We start from the raw sequence: 17,833 nt of genomic DNA, 5'->3' as shown, positions 1-17,833 counted from the left end.
AACTGGTATACGCTTATAAGTGGCATAAATACATGAACCAAGTTAAACTGGTATTCATATTTAAATCATTTCACGAAACCACTGAAACTAGCTATATCGTGCTAAGTTAGACAGCTTTGGATTTGCATTTGGATTGCGGCGGAGTAATAAAGCCATGCGACCAATGTGATGAATAAGTTGGGAGTTGGTTTTTTGAGCAATGTCGCGGCTTAAAACATCACGCTCCTCTTTAGTACCGGGTGCTGTCTTGATTTTGATAAGTTCGTGGTCATTTAATGCACGGTTAATCTCTTCAATTACGGCGTCACTTACCCCATTATTACCAATCATAACAATGGGCTTTAACTCATGACCAATGCCTTTTAATCGACGTAATTCGTCATTGGTTAGGTGCTGTGGGCTTTTTTGTTCAGTAGTCATAGTATCTCAGTATTGGTTATTAGGCCTAACTAGCCAGCCTTGGAAGGTTATATCGAATTAAAAGTATCTCATAATATAAAAACGCTGAGAGTTTTAGGTATGACAATTTTTGCTGAATTATTTTCAAAAACAAGTTGTTTTCTAAATAAGCTTTGTGTTGTGCATCCCTTTATCGATAAAGCTTATTATAATGAATATTCTTATATAATGCTTAAATAGATTTTATTATTGATATGAGTGGTTTTTAATTGAAAGTTTAGCTAAAGCTTGGCATATTGTTGTTTCTAGATAGAGGGTAAAACGAGGCGTAAGTCATTTTAGGATTTTAAAGGTTAAGCTTTTTTATTGATAGAAGTAGCTTTTACATTACTCATCTTACTTTGATTACTTAGACTTGAAAGATTTAATTGAAAGATTTAATTCGTGAGGATATTTTGGCGACTCGTATCACAAATAAAACGTTATCAAAAAGTAGTAAAGCTTGGATGAAAGAGCACATGGATGATCACTATGTTCAGCTCGCTCAAAAAGAGGGCTACCGTGCACGTGCGGCATATAAATTACTAGAGATTAATGAGAAGACAACCCTCATAAAGAGAGGAATGACGGTTGTAGATTTGGGTAGTGCCCCTGGTAGTTGGTCTCAGGTAGCAGGGCGTTTGGTAGGTTCTGAGGGTGCATTAATTGCTTTGGATATTCTGCCCATGGACGCCTTAGAGAATGTCACTTTTATACAAGGCGATTTTAGAGAAGCAGAAGTATTTGATCAGCTAATGAATGAAATCGGTAATAGAGAAGTTGATGTTGTCCTATCTGATATGGCTCCTAATACAACAGGGCACAAGGCGGTTGACCAGCCTAGGATGATTTATCTCTGTGAGTTAGCAGTCGATTTTGCGCTGAAAGTATTGCCCGAAGGTGGCTCGCTTATCATGAAAATTTTCCAAGGAGAAGGTACGCCTGCGCTGCGCGATCAAATGCAGTCACAATTTTCAAAAGTGCGTAGTGTCAAGCCAGCTGCATCAAGAGCGCGTTCTAAAGAGATGTTTTGGGTAGCCACAAAATAGGCGGATATATGTGTTTTATATCGTTTTATTATGCCTGTAAGTTTACAAATGTATTTAATAATGTAACGAGTGACTCAAAACTATGTAATTATGCTTGATAAACGAGATGCATGACCTAATTAACATTACTAATAGATTAATAGTTCATAAAATTCGTCACGTTAATTCAGTAGTCATCTCAATATATAGTGATGACAGAAGTTAAAGATGCTGTATTAACAAAGTGATGATCCGTATTTTTCTGACAAGCACATGCTATAATTGTATGTCTGGCAGAATTAAGACTAAATTAACACGTAAGGGATGGTATAACTTGTGAGCGATATGGTAAAAAATACCTTATTATGGCTGGTTGTTATCGGCGTATTAGTGCTGGTATTTAGCAACTTTGACAGTGGTAATGAGCCTGATACGCTCAATTACTCAGAGTTTGTAACTCAGGTCACAGAAGATCAGGTCAAAAGCATCAAGATCGATGGTCAGCAAATAACGGGCGAGAAGGTCAATGGATCTGAGTTTGAAACAGTGCTGCCACCTGTGGCGGATGATGAGCTTATGCCTACTCTGCGTGAGCATAAGGTAGATGTTCAAGGTGCTGCGCCAGAGCGTCAAAGTATTATGATGCAGTTACTTATTGCAAGTTTCCCTGTGTTATTAATCATTGGCTTGTTTTTGTTCTTCATGCGGAATATGCAAGGTGGCGCTGGCGGAAAAGCGGGTGGCCCTATGAGTTTTGGTAAGTCCAAAGCCAAAATACTATCTGAAGATCAAATCAAAGTTGACTTTAATGATGTTGCCGGGGTGGAAGAAGCCAAAGAAGAAGTCACTGAAGTGGTTGATTTCTTAAAAGATCCGGATAAATTTACCAAGCTTGGTGCCACAATCCCTCGTGGTATCTTGATGGTAGGCCCTCCAGGAACAGGTAAGACACTATTGGCTAAAGCTATTGCAGGTGAAGCTAAAGTCCCGTTTTATTCAATCTCTGGCTCTGACTTCGTTGAGATGTTTGTTGGAGTTGGTGCGTCTCGTGTACGTGATATGTTTGAGAAAGCCAAAAAAGATGCGCCGTGTATTATCTTCATTGATGAAATTGATGCGGTCGGTCGAAGCCGTGGTACAGGTATGGGCGGTGGTAACGATGAGCGTGAACAGACTCTGAATCAGCTTTTGGTTGAAATGGATGGCTTTGAAGGTAATGACGGTGTGATAGTTATTGCGGCAACGAACCGTGCAGATGTGCTAGATAAAGCTTTATTGCGCCCTGGTCGTTTTGATCGTCAAGTTCATGTGGGTCTACCTGACATCAAAGGGCGTGAGGCCATTTTGAAGGTACATTTGAAAAAATTACCTTCAACGGTCGGTGTTGATCCACTCTCGCTAGCGCGCGGTACACCAGGATTTAGTGGTGCCCAATTGGCTAACCTTGTTAACGAGGCAGCATTATTTGCTGCACGCCGGAACAAAGGTAGCGTGGATATGAATGACTTTGAAGATGCTAAAGATAAGTTATTTATGGGTCCTGAGCGTAAGTCTATGGTGCTACGTGAAGAAGAGCGCCGTGCCACCGCGTATCATGAAGCAGGTCATGCTTTAGTAGCCGAGATGCTACCGGGAACAGATCCGGTACATAAGGTAACTATTATGCCTCGTGGTTGGGCATTGGGCGTAACTTGGCAACTGCCTGAATTTGATAAGACCAGCTACGATAAGTCGAAGATGTTAAGCGATATTGCTATCTTATTTGGTGGGCGTATTGCTGAAGAGGTTTTTGTTAATCAAAAAACCACAGGTGCTTCAAACGATTTTGAGCGAGCCACAAAAATGGCCCGAGCTATGGTCACTAAGTATGGTATGTCCGATGCGTTGGGTGTCATGGTGTATGAAGAAGATGACCAGTCTCAAGGTTATTTTGGTGGAATGACACGTACTATTTCTGAAGCGACCCAACAAAAAGTTGATGAAGAAATACGACGTATACTTGAAGAGCAATATGATATAGCTCGTGAAATTATTGAAGCGAATAAAGATAAAATGCATGCCATGGTTGAAGCCTTGATGAAGTGGGAAACGATTGATCGAGACCAACTTCAAGATATTTTGGCCGGTGATGCTCCGCGTGAACCAAAAAATTATCAACCTATTGATGTTACGCCCAAAAAGGATGATAAAGTTAAATCTGGTCCTACACCGCCACCTTTACCTGCCATGTGATCAAATTTATTAACGTGGTTAAAGTTTAATAAATCTTGCCCTATTAAACCTCTTTCTACTCAGTAGGGAGAGGTTTTTTATCGGGCATTAAGCCCCTTATTATGTTTAAGCTATATCTGCTAAAATGATATACATATATCTATTTTACTATAAGACATCCTGATAAAGACTCTATTCTATGAAGTTACACCCCTTACCTAGTAAAGTTATCACAGCTCATCTGTCATCAGATAGACAAAAAGCGCTTGATTTATCTTGCCCAAATATAATGGGTATTTTAAACGTGACACCGGATTCATTTTCAGATGGTGGACAATTTAATAAAATCGATGACGCTTTAACCCATTGTGAGCACATGCTTCAAGCAGGAGTGCATATCATTGACATTGGGGGCGAATCAACACGACCTAATGCAGCGCCTGTTAGTGAAGAGGAAGAGTGTACTAGGGTTGTGCCGGTTGTTGAGGCAATACGAAAGAACTTTGGTAATGATGTGTGGTTGTCTATTGATACCAGTGCGCCTTTGGTCATTGAAGAGTCTGTGCAAGCGGGTGCTGATATTTGGAATGATGTGCGTGCTTTGCAAAGACAGTCAGCTCCTGCTATGGCTGCAAAATTAAATATACCTGTTGTGTTGATGCACATGCGCGGCGAGCCAACAACAATGAATAGCCAAGCCCAATATAAGAATGTGGTTATTGAGGTACTTAACGAGCTATCAGAGAGAATAGACACTGCTATTAACGCAGGGGTAAAAAGAGATAATATTATCATTGATCCCGGTTTTGGATTTGCTAAAGAATATGATCATCATACGGCGCTATTAAATCAATTATCGGAACTGCATGAGCTGAACCTGCCTATTTTATTTGGTATATCTCGTAAACGCTTCTTAGGCGAAATATTGCATAAGTCCAACATTCCGGTATTTGATAATCATATTGCAACACAGAGAGACGGGGTAGGTATGGCTGCCGCATTATTGGCCGTGCAACAGGGCGCCAGTATTATACGAACGCATAACGTTGCATTGACGGCACAAGGTTTGGCTTTGTGGCAGCAGCTGCAGAATTGATTCAAGCCGCTTTTAATTTATTGTGCCTTTTAATTTATTATGTATTGATAACCATAACGGTTAGAGCGGTTTAGCCCCGAGTACAAGCCAAAATAGTTGCGCAAAGCGGGCGTAGCTACACCTGCTTGATTAGTGTTATCAGCTAACTGCTATGGAGATAGTTTTCAATAAAATGATGTTAAACCTTCTATTGCCCTTTTTATTAGATCAGGAATGAGCACTATGAGCCATAAACCAGAACCCACTAATGAGCAAAGACGAGTTATTTATCAAGCACGCCGAGGCCTAAAAGAGCTCGACTTTTACATTGATCCCTATGTTAAGAATCACTACTTGCTGGCTGATGAAGATGAACAAGCGACCTTTAACAAGCTACTGACATATGAGGATCCTGATTTGTTAAACTACTTTATGAATCAGGAGACTCCAGAGGATGCAAAAGTTGCACAATTAGTTGAGAAGTTAAAGCAATATCAGCATGCCCAGTAACTCATGCCCAGCAACTATTGACAACCATGTAGCCAAGCACGTCTCTATCGTCATCAACTCATACCTATGATGGATAGCAGTAACCTGCAAGTCCGATAAGTTCAATATGGTTTTGAAATATAAGCTTTCAATGTAAGTAAATAGAAAAGCCACTAAAATAGAAAGGGCGTCTGCTATGATTGAACGATTGACATCGGACATCCGCCAGTTAAGTTATTGGAAAATCCTATATGTCGCCAGCTATTTTTTAGGGTTAGCAATTTTAATGATTCTTCTTGATATACCGTGGTGGGTCAGTATCGTGGTTACTGGCATAGCGATTACAGTAGTATTTCTTAGTGAAAAATTAGCGAATCAGCCCTTATTCATTAATGCGCCAGATCTAAATAACGCCAATACTCATTGGCAGCTTTTATATGAAGGTCGTAACCGTCAAGAGCTTTGGGAAGCTAACCTCTGTCAAGGTAGACGTTTTGGTCATTGCTTACAGCTTAGTTTTCAAACAGTTCATCCGATTGCTACTAAGAAAACAGTGCTTATCTGGCAAGATCAGGTAAACGCAAACACATGGCGGCAGCTCAAAATCCTCATAAAGTGGTTTTAAGGTATATTGTGGTTCTAGATAGGTTACGCGGTGCTAACTTACTTCTGACGGAATATTTAACAGACAGTCTGTCACTATGAGAGGCAAACCCCCATCCCCTTTTAGTTAGCTATTTTGTAATGACGCCATAGTAAAAATGCTTGAGCCTGTCTTCATCCTATTTATTTATCCGCTGGTTTACAATATCTGTATTTTGTTAAACATCTATTTGTTATATATTTAAGATCTGTCATATTATCAACTGTATCAAAAGTAACTTTAAAAATGATAATGATGGTTTATAACAACTAAAGCCATGTTATTAGAACACAAAGTGACAGTATTACCATAGCTAACCATAGCCATAAGCATTCAAGGAATTATTATGAGTTTATTAGGAAATTTAATCAGCCAAGTTGCCCGTCAAGCATTAGACCCTGCTGATGCGCAGCGCAACCCAGTTAATCAGCGTATCCAACCCCGTCAAACAGGGGGGCTTGGTGATATTTTAGGGAGCGTATTGGGGGGCCAACAATCAAATACAGCATCGAATGGCTTTGGTATGGATGATATTATCGGCGGTATGCTTGGTGGTCAGCGTGGGGGTAATGCTGGTGCCGGTGGATTAGGCAGTGTGCTCGGTAGTGTTCTAGGCGGGGGTAGTGCTAGACGTTCAGGGGGTGGCGGAAAAGCGATGCTCATTGCAGCTTTAATGCCTCTAGTGCTAAGTTGGATTAAGCGTAACGGTGGCTTATCAGGGGCACTGTCTAAAGTTCAGGAGATGGGTTTTGGTAATCAAGCGCAGTCTTGGATGAGTACGCAGCAGCAAAACGAAAATATAGATCCCAATCAAATCAATAAGCTTTTCGATGAGCAAGAAATTATGCAAGTCAGCCAACAAGTAGGTGCTGATGAGACAGAAGTCCGTCAGGGATTGGCTGAGTTATTACCAGAAGTGGTCAATCAGTTGACACCAACAGGTGGCTTGGATAAGGAGCAAGAAGCGAACAGTGAAATTGAGCAAATCTTGCAGCAAATTTCTGCAAGCATGCCAAAATAATTGCGACTCTTATCCTTAAACGCTATAAGTAGAAGCCAGATACTCACTGTATCTGGCTTTTTTAGTGAATCATCGGATAAATAATAACGACTGATTTATCAAAACCAATGTGAGTGTTATGATAGTCAACTTATTTATATCGACTACTAACTCCTATACTGTCATATAGTCAAAGGCAAGTTAAAGAGTTACAGTGTTAAGCTCCCTAGGTGTACTATCTGAGGTTAGTCGCTTTGCACCTAAATTCCCTGCTTCCGACTATAGGCTAACTGTCATAGGTTAATAGGCTATGCCAGTTTTAGTCTACTTTGGTAATACTTTCAAAATTCGCATAAAGAGGCCGTCATGTTTTTGGCAATAGATACCGTTTTTGAGCAATGCTCTGTGGTAGTGATCAGCAAAGATTTGCAAATCTTAAGTTGCCAAACTCTCAAAGGTGCAAGAGAGCAAACGCAACAAATACTGCCGATGATAGATGTGGCTTTGCAGCAAGTTGATATTAAGCTTGAGCAGTTAACCGCACTGATATTCAATAGAGGACCAGGCGCTTTTAGTGGTATTCGTATTAATACCTCAGTGGTACAAGCGTTAGCAGTTGCTCATGATTTACCATGTGTCGGAATTTCAAGCCTTGCCGCATTGGCGCAAATGGCGTTTGAGAAACATAGGTTGAATCATGTGTATGCGGCATTGGATGCTAGAATGCAACAGGTCTATTTTGGCGAATATAAGCTAAGTCACTTTGAATCTTATGAGGTTATGACTCAGGTTGATGGCAGTAAAGAAGTACTGCTGGATTATAATGAGAGGACTCTAAAGCCGTTACCTATTATTGGCAATGGAGCCGCTTTGTTATCTGTGCATGCAGACCAACAAATAGTCGCCGAATTGTGCCCAAATGCGACCTCTATTGCAACACTTGGTGTCGCTCAATTTATGAAGTCTGGCGGTGTGCCTGCTGATCAAGCCTTGCCTATTTATTTACGCAATAACGCTTGGAAAACGCTTAAAGAGCAGGGCAAAAACGTTTGACTGTTTTGAAATAAACTGATGAATTCTTTTAACTATTACCCTATAAAAAGTGAGTGCTAATTTTGGATATCTTACTTGTCATACAAGCCATAATTATGGGCCTCGTTGAAGGTATTACTGAGTTTTTACCTATATCAAGTACAGGCTATTTAATTTTGTCCGCAGATATCATGGATTTTTGGACTAAAGAAAAAGCTGATCTGTTTATTGTTGTCATCCAACTGGGAGCAATATTAGCCGTAATCTATGAATATTGGGGACGTTTATGGCACGCACTAATTGGACTAATAACTGGAAAGGCGGATGGGCTTGCCAACCCTCGCCAACTTGGGCTTGGTCTTATTGTGGCAACCTTGCCTGTTATGTTGGTAGGGTTTACTTTCGCTGATCAAATAAAAACATATTTATTTAATCCTTATACCGTTTCTGTGATGCTAATTGTTGGGGGATTGCTCATCTTTTATGTTGAGCGTAAGCCGATACCAGTGGTAGCGGAGGAGGCTGAAGATGTCAGCTTGAAAACAGCGTTAATCATTGGTCTATTCCAGTGCTTAGCTTTGATACCAGGCACTTCCCGATCAGGCTCGACCATTATTGGTGCATTGTGGCTAGGGGTTTCACGCAAGGCTGCTGCCGAATTTTCCTTCTTTTTAGGGATTCCTGTCATTATGGGGGCAGGTTTGCTAGATTTGTTAAAACACAAGGAGGCGCTAGCGAGCACAGAGGATTGGACGGTGCTTGGTGTCGGTGTAATAGTTTCCTTTATTGTAGCGCTTTTATGTATCCGCTGGCTTGTTGATTGGGTTAGCCGACGTGACTTTACGATTTTTGCATGGTTACGTATTGCTACAGGGGTAGCAGTGTTGGTTGTCGCCCTGCTGTTTGGCTATGAAATAAAAGGCTAGTTTGATGCGTACTGAGAGTAACAGTGTACCGCTTATTTATGTTAATAATGCCAATAATATCAATAACACTAACGCTGATAGTGCTTTTAAAAATACTCCGCCAAATAGTTTTTATAGATTACAGCGATTAATTGAAGTGGCTGATCTGCCGGTTTCATTAAACCTAATAAAAGCGCCTAATAAGCTGACACAAAAGGTACGTCAGCAGCTTAGTAATGATTATGGGCAGCCGGTATTAATTATCGATGAAAAAGAAAGGGTATCGCTTTTAGTCGATGGTATGAGTGTAGCGCCTGATTGGCAGTCATTACAGCGCCGAGTAGTTAGTGCGGGGCGAAAGTCTGAATTACTTTTGCAAGCTTGTAAATTAATGGATAAAAGCCAAGTGTTAGATGCCACAGCAGGATTTGGTCATGATAGTTTGATCTTAGCAAGTACTGGAGCTCATGTAACCTTGCTCGAGCGTAGCCCTTTAATGACTTTAATGTTATTAAACGAGCGTGCAACAATGGCGACGCATAAAAACTGGCAGAAACTAATGGCGAGGTTGACCATAAAGTTTGGTGAATCAATTCACTACATGAGCGAGCTTTCTAGCAAATTAAACCAAAAGTTTGATGTGGTATATTTAGATCCAATGTTTCCAGAAAACAGCTATGATAATGCCCAAACGGGTAAGGGCGCTAAAGTAGGGAAACATATGCAAGCCTTGCACCACATTGCAAACTTGCCAGATATTGCTGAAGAAAGACGCCTATTGCAATTGGGACTAGACATCTTAGAAGATGGTGGGCGAGTTGTGGTCAAGCGACCTGTATCTGCACCCCCATTGGCGAGTTGTGCTGCGCACGAAAGCTGGCAAAATGATGTGGTACGTTTTGATGGCTATTTTAGTTGAATGTCTATTTTAGTTAAATAGATAAGAGGTTTAGCTGTGGTCTGTTTGATGTATTAGAGAATGCCCCAGTTAAAGTAATATATATATTATGAATAAATAATGGTTATTTATACTTCCGCCAAACCTTGGCTCATTTCTAGCTAAAATTTCAATATTATCATCGCAATCGTTCGTGTTTGGTAACACGTTATCCCATTTGTATCCTCATACATCAATATGAGAATATGGTCTAAAGTTGATAGTTCATAAATTTTTAATTTGCCTGTGCTATAGTAAGTCTATAATATACGCTTGAGTTTCATATCGCTAAATTTAGCTTCACTACCTCATAAACTATATCAACAGCAGTTTATAAATATACAGCTTGGTTTGGTCTTACTAAATACAAGTTAAAATGATAAGCTACTTACCAACACATACTGTCTGAATGTTGCCATGACCGAATCAAACTCACAGTCAAATTTACCCCCTGACGCCAGCGCAAGTATTTTTAATTTACCCAATAATTTGACTATTGCCCGTATTGCGATGATTCCGTTATTTATTGCCATTGCCTATTGGCCACCTGCTTTAGGTATTGGTGTCCCTATGATATCGGACAATGCTATTGCTAATCTGGGTATGAATATGGATGCTTTTAGCGATAGTATGCTGAGACATTTATTATTAACTGTCTTGTTTATTTTGGCGGCTATTACAGATTGGTTAGACGGCTACCTCGCTCGAAAAATGAAAATTACCTCTGCCTTTGGGCGATTTTTAGATCCTGTTGCCGATAAGCTGATGGTCGCAGCGGCCTTGATCATATTAGTGCAGTGGCATCCTAATATTATTATGTCGATTGCCGCAATTGTGATAATTTCACGTGAAATTGCAGTATCTGCATTACGTGAATGGATGGCAGAACTTGGCGCCCGCACCAGTGTTGCAGTGTCCTATGTGGGCAAGCTTAAAACCACCTTTCAAATGATAGCGATTATTGTATTGCTATTGAATGTACAGTCGCTCGAATTGCTAGGTTATGGTCTTATGGTTGCTGCTGTAATACTGACATTATGGTCAATGATGATATATATGCGAGCTGCTTGGCCATATCTGAAGCACGGTTAGATATTTTATGCCGCGTAAGACAGGTATTTAAAATATCTAATTTGAAAAAAGCCAGCGAGAAGCTGGCTTTTTTAATTTGGGCTTGTTTAATTTAATAGAAACTTATAAACACAGCACAAATAAAAAGAAACGTTAAATATTAAAACTCAATAGATGCATTTTTACCAATGTTGTCAGCTATTTTTCCATCTTGAACAGCGGCAGCCGCTAACTTAGCCGCATTAACAACGCTATTACCATTCTTCCAGAATTCTGCCCCATGCGGTACCACTTTAATAAGTTGAATGTTCTCATCTTCTTTACCCTGTTTATAAAATGCATTATAAATCGGTGTCCATAACTCGTCTAACTTCGCTTTGTCTTCAACCAGCTCTGCTTGACCATTAATAGAGGCGTAGTCTTTATCTTTTTGACTGACATAAGATAGATTAACTTGAGGATTTTTTTCGATGTTTTTTATGGTTTCAGTAGTTTTATCGCCAATGAACCATATTTCTTTGGCTGTAAGACTAGATTCACTAGTGGTCATAGGACACGCATGTAAATGACCTTCATTAGTCACGGTTGTCATCATGGCAAACTTAACATCTTTTATCATGTCATGGATGATGTCAATAATTTCCTGTTTGTTCATAATTATCTTCCTGTTAGGATTATTAAAAACTAGGTTATTAAAAACTAAAACTTATAGTAAAACGCCAAATTATTTACCAGTATGATTAAAACGTAAGCTACTGTTAGGCTTTGTAAGAACCTGCTGGTTTAAGTAAATAATTTAAACTACCTTCTTAGTAGAAATCTAATTAAAATTATTTTTTTGTTTTATTGAAAATTGAGAGACTGAAAGTTTTAAACCAATCTCATAGTTAATTAAGCGTGTTGAATGACATCTTTAGGTAGACTGGATAGATCTGAATAAGGTTGAATAATATTTATATGTTACCCAAGCCTATTTGCCCCCTATATAAGTTTATAAAGATATGAATTACCCTATAAGTTGTGTCTACAATGCAACGCTACCGCCAACTTCTTGCTATAATATTGAGCTAACATAACTTTAGAACTTTTTTAGTCATTTTTGACTGATGTTATCACGCCTTTCATTATTCATTATTGTCTGAAACTCTACTCTGCGGAAATAGCCTTATGATGACCCTCGCTGGACACCGTTTTTTAACCGAATTTAAAACCAATCAATTGATTGAGCAGTTGAATAGCCAAACGTCGCTAAATAAGACCGGCGCAGTGAGAAAAATAGATACCCAACAAGTGTATGTTTTATCACGTGAGCTAAATGATACAGAGCATAAAAAGGCGTTAGATTTATTAAATCAAGGCGAAGAGCTGAGTCTCATCCGTGCAGGATCTAACCAAGTACAAGTTATCGTTAGCCCACGCTTTGGCACAATATCTCCATGGTCAAGTAAGGCAACGGATATTTTTAATAACTGCGAGCTTGCCGTAGAGCGGGTCGAGCGGGTCATTGTATTTACCTTAACGGGTGATAATCTACCAACCAAACTGCCTTCAGATGCTGAGCAAATCTTGCATGATCGCATGACCCAAAGCTTAGTGTATGACATGAATAAACTTCAACTGTTATTTGATGATCATAGTCCAGCCCACTTAAATTATGTTGATATTATGGGGCAGGGTCGCAGTGCCTTGGAGCAAGCGAACCAAAAGTTTGGTTTTGCTTTATCTAGTGATGACATCGATTATTTGATGAATGCGTATGGCAATCCAGAAGGAGAGCTCAAGCGCAATCCTACCGATGTTGAACTGATGATGTTCGCCCAAGCCAACTCTGAACATTGCCGTCATAAAATCTTTAACTCAGAGTGGACCGTTGATGATGACGTAAAGCCGAAATCGTTGTTTAAGATGATTAGAAACACGCATGAGACGAATCCAGAGGGTATTTTATCTGCTTATAAAGATAATGCAGCAGTGATGGAAGGTTTTAAAGCTCAGCGTTTTTATCCGTTACCGATCGTACAACTTGGCGGTTCTTTAGGAGATGACGCAGTATCTAAAGAGATGCACCGTTACGACTTTCATGAGGAAAACATCGACATTTTGATGAAGGTGGAAACGCATAACCATCCAACTGCTATCGCTCCTTATGCAGGTGCCTCAACGGGTGCGGGTGGCGAAATTCGTGATGAAGGTGCCACAGGGCGTGGGGGTAAGCCAAAAGCAGGTCTAACGGGCTTTAATGTATCGCACTTACATTTGCCAGATCTACCAGAGAAGTGGGAGCAGTCAGGAAAAGTAAGCAGTAAAGATTATGGCAAGCCAGATCGTATGGCATCCAGCTTAGAGATTATGACCGAAGCACCGCTCGGTTCTGCTAACTTCTCTAACGAGTTTGGTCGTCCGAATCTATGCGGTTACTTCCGTTCGTTTCAGTTGGATTTAAGCGCTGATAAAGACGGTAGTCAGATACGTGGCTATCATAAGCCAATGATGATTGCTGGTGGTTATGGCAATATTAAACGTAATTTGGTAGAGAAGAATAGCATTCAAGAGGGCGATCTTCTGATCGTACTGGGCGGCCCAGCAATGCAAATTGGTCTAGGCGGTGGTGCTGCGTCGTCGGTAGACAGTGGAGAGCTTGATGAAGGTCTAGACTTTGCCTCTGTACAGCGTGACAATGCAGAGATGGAGCGTCGTTGCCAAGAAGTTATCGATCGCTGCTGGGCGTTGGCTGACGATGATGTTGACGCCAGTAATGCCGGTAAAGATGGTAACCCAATCGTGTCAATCCATGACGTTGGTGCAGGTGGTCTATCCAATGCGATGCCTGAGCTTGTTGATGATCATGACATGGGCGCGCATCTAAACCTACGCCATATTCCATCACTTGAAGCGGGTATGTCGCCAATGGCCATCTGGTCAAATGAAGCGCAAGAGCGCTATGTATTGGCGATTCGTCCAGAAAGCAGAGAGTTGTTTGATGCCATTTGTAAACGTGAGCGTTGCCCGTACGCTATCTTGGGAACGGCGACTAAAATACGTCACTTACAAGTTGATGATGAACTGCTAGATGATCAACCTGTTGATATGCCAATGCAGGTATTACTTGGCGGTACTCCACAAATGAAGCGTTCATTTGCGCGTAAAACAAGAGAGCTTGCACCATTAGACTTAGCAGATGCAGGGAAAACGTTTGATATTAAACAAGCGATATACGATGTATTACGTCATCCAACGGTGGCTAGCAAATCGTTCTTAATTAGCATTGGCGACCGCTCTATCACTGGTATGGTCACTCAAGATCAGTATGTTGGACGTTACCAAGTACCCGTGGCAGACTGCGCAGTAACCAGCTCAGGCTTATTAGCCAATACTGGTGAAGCCATGAGTATGGGCGAGCGTCCTCCAGTGGCACTCATTGATCCAGCAGCCTCAGCACGTTTAGCCGTAGCTGAGGCGATTACCAACATTGCTGGCGCTCGTATTAACAAAATTTCAGACATTACCTTATCGGCAAACTGGATGGCAGCTTGCGGCGAAGATGTCGAGGATGCAGCACTGTATGATGCTGTCTATGCGGTTGGTGAAGAGCTATGTCCTGCTTTAGGCATTGCCATTCCAGTGGGTAAAGACTCGTTGTCTATGCGTGCCAATTGGACAGAGGACGGGCAGGACAAATCTGTTGTGAGCCCAATGAGTCTGGTAATTACCGCTTTCGCACCTGTTGTCGATGTGAATAAAACGTTAACCCCAGAGTTAATCAATACCGATTCCGCCCTATATAGATTAGATTTATCCCATGGAAAATTCCGTTTGGGCGGGTCAATATTAGCGCAAACGCAAAGCCAGCTCGGCAACGAATGTCCAGACTTGGCTAGTCCGCAAGATTTAATCAACTTTTTTAACTTTATTCAAGCAGGCAGTGAGCAAGGTGTTATCAGCGCCTATCATGATATAGGTGATGGGGGCTTACTTGCGACTGTGGCAGAGATGCAATTTACCAACCGTGTAGCAATCAACCTGAATCTAACTAATGATAACTTACTTGGACAGTTATTTGCCGAAGAATTGGGTGCGGTCATTCAAGTGTTGCCAGAGCACCTTGAAGCAGTAATGACATTGGCTGATGAGCATAATGTTGCCAATATGATGAGTCTAATCGGGCAAATCTTTGAGACGCCAGTAGGCGGTGCTAACCAAGACCAATTAACCATTATTACGCCACTGCATCAAGGTAAGGATGCACTCATCTTTAACCGTAATGAGCTACAAAAAACGTGGTCGCAAGTCAGTTATCAAATTGCTAAACGTCGTGATAACCCAGAATGTGCCCAACAAGAATTTGACTTAATTGCTGATGCCAATCATCACGGTTTAATCGCACAAGCAAACTTCGACCTCAATCAAAAAGTAGAAGAGCCGTATCTCGCCAGCCGAGCTGATTTAAATGGTGGCAAACCGAAAGTTGCGATTTTACGTGAGCAAGGCGTCAATGGTCAGTTAGAAATGGCAGCAGGCTTTGTACGCGCAGGCTTCGATGCTGTCGATGTGCATATGAGTGACTTGCTGGCAGGTCGTATAGACTTACGTGACTTTAATGGCTTAGTCGCTTGCGGTGGCTTTAGTTATGGTGATGTCTTGGGGGCTGGCTCTGGCTGGGCAAACTCTATCTTATTCCATGACGATTTACGCATGCAATTTGTGCGCTTCTTTACCCGTCCTGATACCTTTAGCTTAGGGGTGTGTAACGGCTGTCAGATGATGGCGCAATTAAAAGACTTAATCCCAGGAGCTGAGAACTTCCCTCGCTTCACTTACAATAAGTCAGCTCGATTTGAAGCGCGTACGGTCAATGTTAAAATTGAGCGCACCAAATCTTTATTCTTTAAGGGAATGCAAGACAGCATATTGCCAATTGCAGTGGCACATGGTGAAGGTCTGGCAACGTTGAATGAGACGGATATCGAGGGCATGGCAAGCCACGGTCAAATTGCAATGCGTTATGTAGACAGTCGTGGCAACCCGACTGAAACTTATCCGCTGAACCCAAATGGTTCAATCGGCGGGGTAACGGGTATCTGTAGCACTGATGGTCGTGTGACCTTGATGATGCCACATCCTGAGCGTAATCTGCGTGCGATTAACCATAGCTGGAAACCTGACGAATGGGCAGATGATGGCGCATGGATGCGTATGTTTAGGAATGCGAGAGCTTGGTTGCGTTAGGATTGTTTGAATTTTACGGGATTATGTTCTCAGTATCGTTTGAGGTACGACATGTACATTATCATTTGATTTCCTAGGGCGTGTCTTCAATTGGATAAGCCATAAATAATAGTTACAACACTGCATCTATTGAGACGATGCGAGAAGTACAAGTCATGGCAAGAACAGCACTAACAGATACGCTTTGGGATCAATTGCAATTAACAATGACAAAGCATGGTTGCTATCAAACTCAAAACAGCCGAGAGGTCGTGGAAGCCATACTGTGGAAGCTACGCACAGGCGCGCCTTGGCGTGACATACCTAAAGAATTATATTCTTGGAAAACAGCCTATAGTCGTTTTAACCGCTGGTCGAAAACTGGCTTATGGGCGATTTTTTTTAGCTTACGAAAAGAAGTTGATACGGAATGGGTATTCACAGACGGAAGCTATGTTCGCTGTCAACAGCATGCAAGTGGAGCTAGGCGTGGTGAAGATCGAGCAATTGGACGAAGCCGTGGTGGCGCAACTACAAAGATACATCTATCCTGTGATGCCGATGGATATCCGCTCCATTTTAAAATGGAGGTAACGTCCAGACAGCCAAGTTGCAGATAAAGTGATTGACATGATTGGGCATGCAGATTACTTTATCGTTGATAAAGGCTATGATTCACAAGCGATCAGGGATAAAGCTTGCATGCATGACATGATTCCTATAATTCTCAAAAGAAGCAATGCTAAAGCGCCGAATCCAGAATTTTATAGCTACTTATACAAACTGCGCCATTTGGTAGAGAATATGTTTGCAAGGCTCAAACACTTTCGTAGTATCGCCACTCGCTATGAAAAGTTAGCTCGCAATAAGTCAATGCTTTATCTGGCGTGTACTATCGTCCATTGTAAGATGAATTGAAGGCATACCCTAGCTTATATCCACATACTTGATATTAAGAGCTCTTAGGATAGCATAAGTTTCTAAGTCCATTTTGCCAGTAAGCTTGTGCGGTCTAAAATGTAGCTGGAACGCATAAATTACGTCACGGCTGGGCTTGTCCCATTCATCGGTGTTATTGATAGCGTAACCATACGCTCTAAATAACTGTTTGATCTCAACAATAGTCATTGCTTCAAAAGAGCCATCTTTTATAAACCGCTGTTTATCCGCTTCCTCATACCATGCTCCGATATCATACTCTTTATACAAACGCTCCCACGGGAATTTAGCGCCAGGGTCAATCTTACGTGACGGTGCCATATCTGAATGACCAATAATATGGGTCGGCTGAATCTCGTATTTGTCACTTAATTTCTGAATCAATTGGGCCACTTTTTGTACCTGAGTATCGGTAAATTCTACAAAATGCTCTGGCGGATGATAACCATCGTTATTTGAATTTTCTGCGCTTCGACATTCTTTTTTGATGCCTTCATTGACGATTTCGATGCCGATAGAGGTATCGTTTAGCACACGTCGACCAGCAAAGGCGCCCTTACCAGCATGCCAAGCACGTTCATTATCAGGTACCAGCTGATAAATGGTATTGTTCTCGGCTAACGGGATTAAATAATGGGCGCTGACATTGGCTGTGGTTAGAAGACGCAGTGACTCTACTTCATTTTCAGATGTGTAATGCAGGATGATAGAGGAGATACGTTGGTTCTTGCCTTGGGCGTGATAGGTTTGACTGTCGATAATATAGTGAGGGGAGGTATTTGAGACACAACCGGTCAATGGCAAGGTTAAACTTAAGCCAAGTGCTAATAAGATAATAGGCTTCATGTCACATCCTTTTA

The 17,833-nt window shown here is 41.3% G+C and carries 14 protein-coding genes and 1 pseudogene; 12 read left to right on the top strand and 3 right to left on the bottom strand.

Annotation, left to right across the window (positions count from 1 at the left end; genetic code table 11):
* Window positions 1-87: 87 nt before the first annotated feature.
* On the bottom strand, window positions 88-420 hold the full coding sequence (locus tag AC2SLN_RS08425; RefSeq protein ID WP_486548261.1) for a YhbY family RNA-binding protein: 333 nt from the start codon (window positions 418-420) through the stop codon (window positions 88-90).
* 434 nt (window positions 421-854) lie between these two features.
* Here AC2SLN_RS08425 and AC2SLN_RS08420 point away from each other — a divergent pair, with 434 nt between their 5' ends.
* The 10 genes from AC2SLN_RS08420 to pgsA all read left to right on the top strand — a co-directional run bounded on the left by AC2SLN_RS08420 (window position 855) and on the right by pgsA (window position 10,850).
* A complete protein-coding gene (locus AC2SLN_RS08420; protein WP_486548330.1) occupies window positions 855-1,487 on the top strand; it encodes an RlmE family RNA methyltransferase in 633 nt (210 codons plus the stop codon).
* A gap of 324 nt (window positions 1,488-1,811) precedes the next feature.
* Window positions 1,812-3,698 (top strand): ATP-dependent zinc metalloprotease FtsH, encoded by a 1,887-nt coding sequence (gene ftsH / locus AC2SLN_RS08415; RefSeq protein WP_486531348.1) that lies wholly within the window; start codon window positions 1,812-1,814, stop codon window positions 3,696-3,698.
* 178 nt (window positions 3,699-3,876) lie between these two features.
* The gene (gene folP, locus AC2SLN_RS08410; RefSeq protein ID WP_486548262.1) at window positions 3,877-4,773 is read left to right on the top strand and encodes a dihydropteroate synthase; all 897 of its coding nucleotides are present in this window, start codon (window positions 3,877-3,879) and stop codon (window positions 4,771-4,773) included.
* 222 nt (window positions 4,774-4,995) lie between these two features.
* Window positions 4,996-5,262 carry an FAD assembly factor SdhE gene (locus AC2SLN_RS08405; protein ID WP_486548263.1) on the top strand — a complete coding sequence of 89 codons (267 nt, stop codon included), beginning with the start codon at window positions 4,996-4,998 and terminating at the stop codon, window positions 5,260-5,262.
* Window positions 5,263-5,437: 175 nt separating this feature from the next.
* On the top strand, window positions 5,438-5,866 hold the full coding sequence (locus AC2SLN_RS08400; RefSeq protein WP_486548264.1) for a hypothetical protein: 429 nt from the start codon (window positions 5,438-5,440) through the stop codon (window positions 5,864-5,866).
* Between the two features lie 364 nt (window positions 5,867-6,230).
* Window positions 6,231-6,905: a YidB family protein gene (locus AC2SLN_RS08395; RefSeq protein WP_486548265.1), complete on the top strand. Its 675-nt coding sequence runs from the start codon at window positions 6,231-6,233 to the stop codon at window positions 6,903-6,905.
* Window positions 6,906-7,250: 345 nt separating this feature from the next.
* A complete protein-coding gene (gene tsaB, locus AC2SLN_RS08390) occupies window positions 7,251-7,937 on the top strand; it encodes a tRNA (adenosine(37)-N6)-threonylcarbamoyltransferase complex dimerization subunit type 1 TsaB (protein WP_486548266.1) in 687 nt (228 codons plus the stop codon).
* Between the two features lie 62 nt (window positions 7,938-7,999).
* Window positions 8,000-8,842: an undecaprenyl-diphosphate phosphatase gene (locus tag AC2SLN_RS08385; protein ID WP_486548267.1), complete on the top strand. Its 843-nt coding sequence runs from the start codon at window positions 8,000-8,002 to the stop codon at window positions 8,840-8,842.
* A 4-nt stretch (window positions 8,843-8,846) separates the two neighbouring features.
* A complete protein-coding gene (locus AC2SLN_RS08380) occupies window positions 8,847-9,740 on the top strand; it encodes a class I SAM-dependent methyltransferase (RefSeq protein WP_486548268.1) in 894 nt (297 codons plus the stop codon).
* Window positions 9,741-10,175: 435 nt separating this feature from the next.
* A complete protein-coding gene (gene pgsA, locus AC2SLN_RS08375; RefSeq protein WP_486548269.1) occupies window positions 10,176-10,850 on the top strand; it encodes a CDP-diacylglycerol--glycerol-3-phosphate 3-phosphatidyltransferase in 675 nt (224 codons plus the stop codon).
* 139 nt (window positions 10,851-10,989) lie between these two features.
* Here pgsA and AC2SLN_RS08370 read toward each other — a convergent pair whose 3' ends face one another.
* On the bottom strand, window positions 10,990-11,484 hold the full coding sequence (locus AC2SLN_RS08370; protein WP_486548270.1) for a pyridoxamine 5'-phosphate oxidase family protein: 495 nt from the start codon (window positions 11,482-11,484) through the stop codon (window positions 10,990-10,992).
* A gap of 512 nt (window positions 11,485-11,996) precedes the next feature.
* Here AC2SLN_RS08370 and purL point away from each other — a divergent pair.
* Window positions 11,997-16,055, top strand: coding sequence for a phosphoribosylformylglycinamidine synthase (gene purL / locus AC2SLN_RS08365; protein WP_486548271.1), 4,059 nt, complete (start codon window positions 11,997-11,999; stop codon window positions 16,053-16,055).
* Between the two features lie 155 nt (window positions 16,056-16,210).
* Window positions 16,211-16,952 (top strand): annotated as a pseudogene (locus tag AC2SLN_RS08360) (IS5 family transposase).
* Window positions 16,953-16,961: 9 nt separating this feature from the next.
* Here the strand turns inward: AC2SLN_RS08360 and AC2SLN_RS08355 are convergent.
* Window positions 16,962-17,819: an N-acetylmuramoyl-L-alanine amidase gene (locus tag AC2SLN_RS08355; protein ID WP_486548272.1), complete on the bottom strand. Its 858-nt coding sequence runs from the start codon at window positions 17,817-17,819 to the stop codon at window positions 16,962-16,964.
* Window positions 17,820-17,833 lie beyond the last annotated feature (14 nt).

The organism is Psychrobacter sp. CX90 (assembly GCF_057396305.2).
Note: the sequence above shows the minus strand (reverse complement) of the source record. Positions and strands in the feature narration are given on the sequence as shown.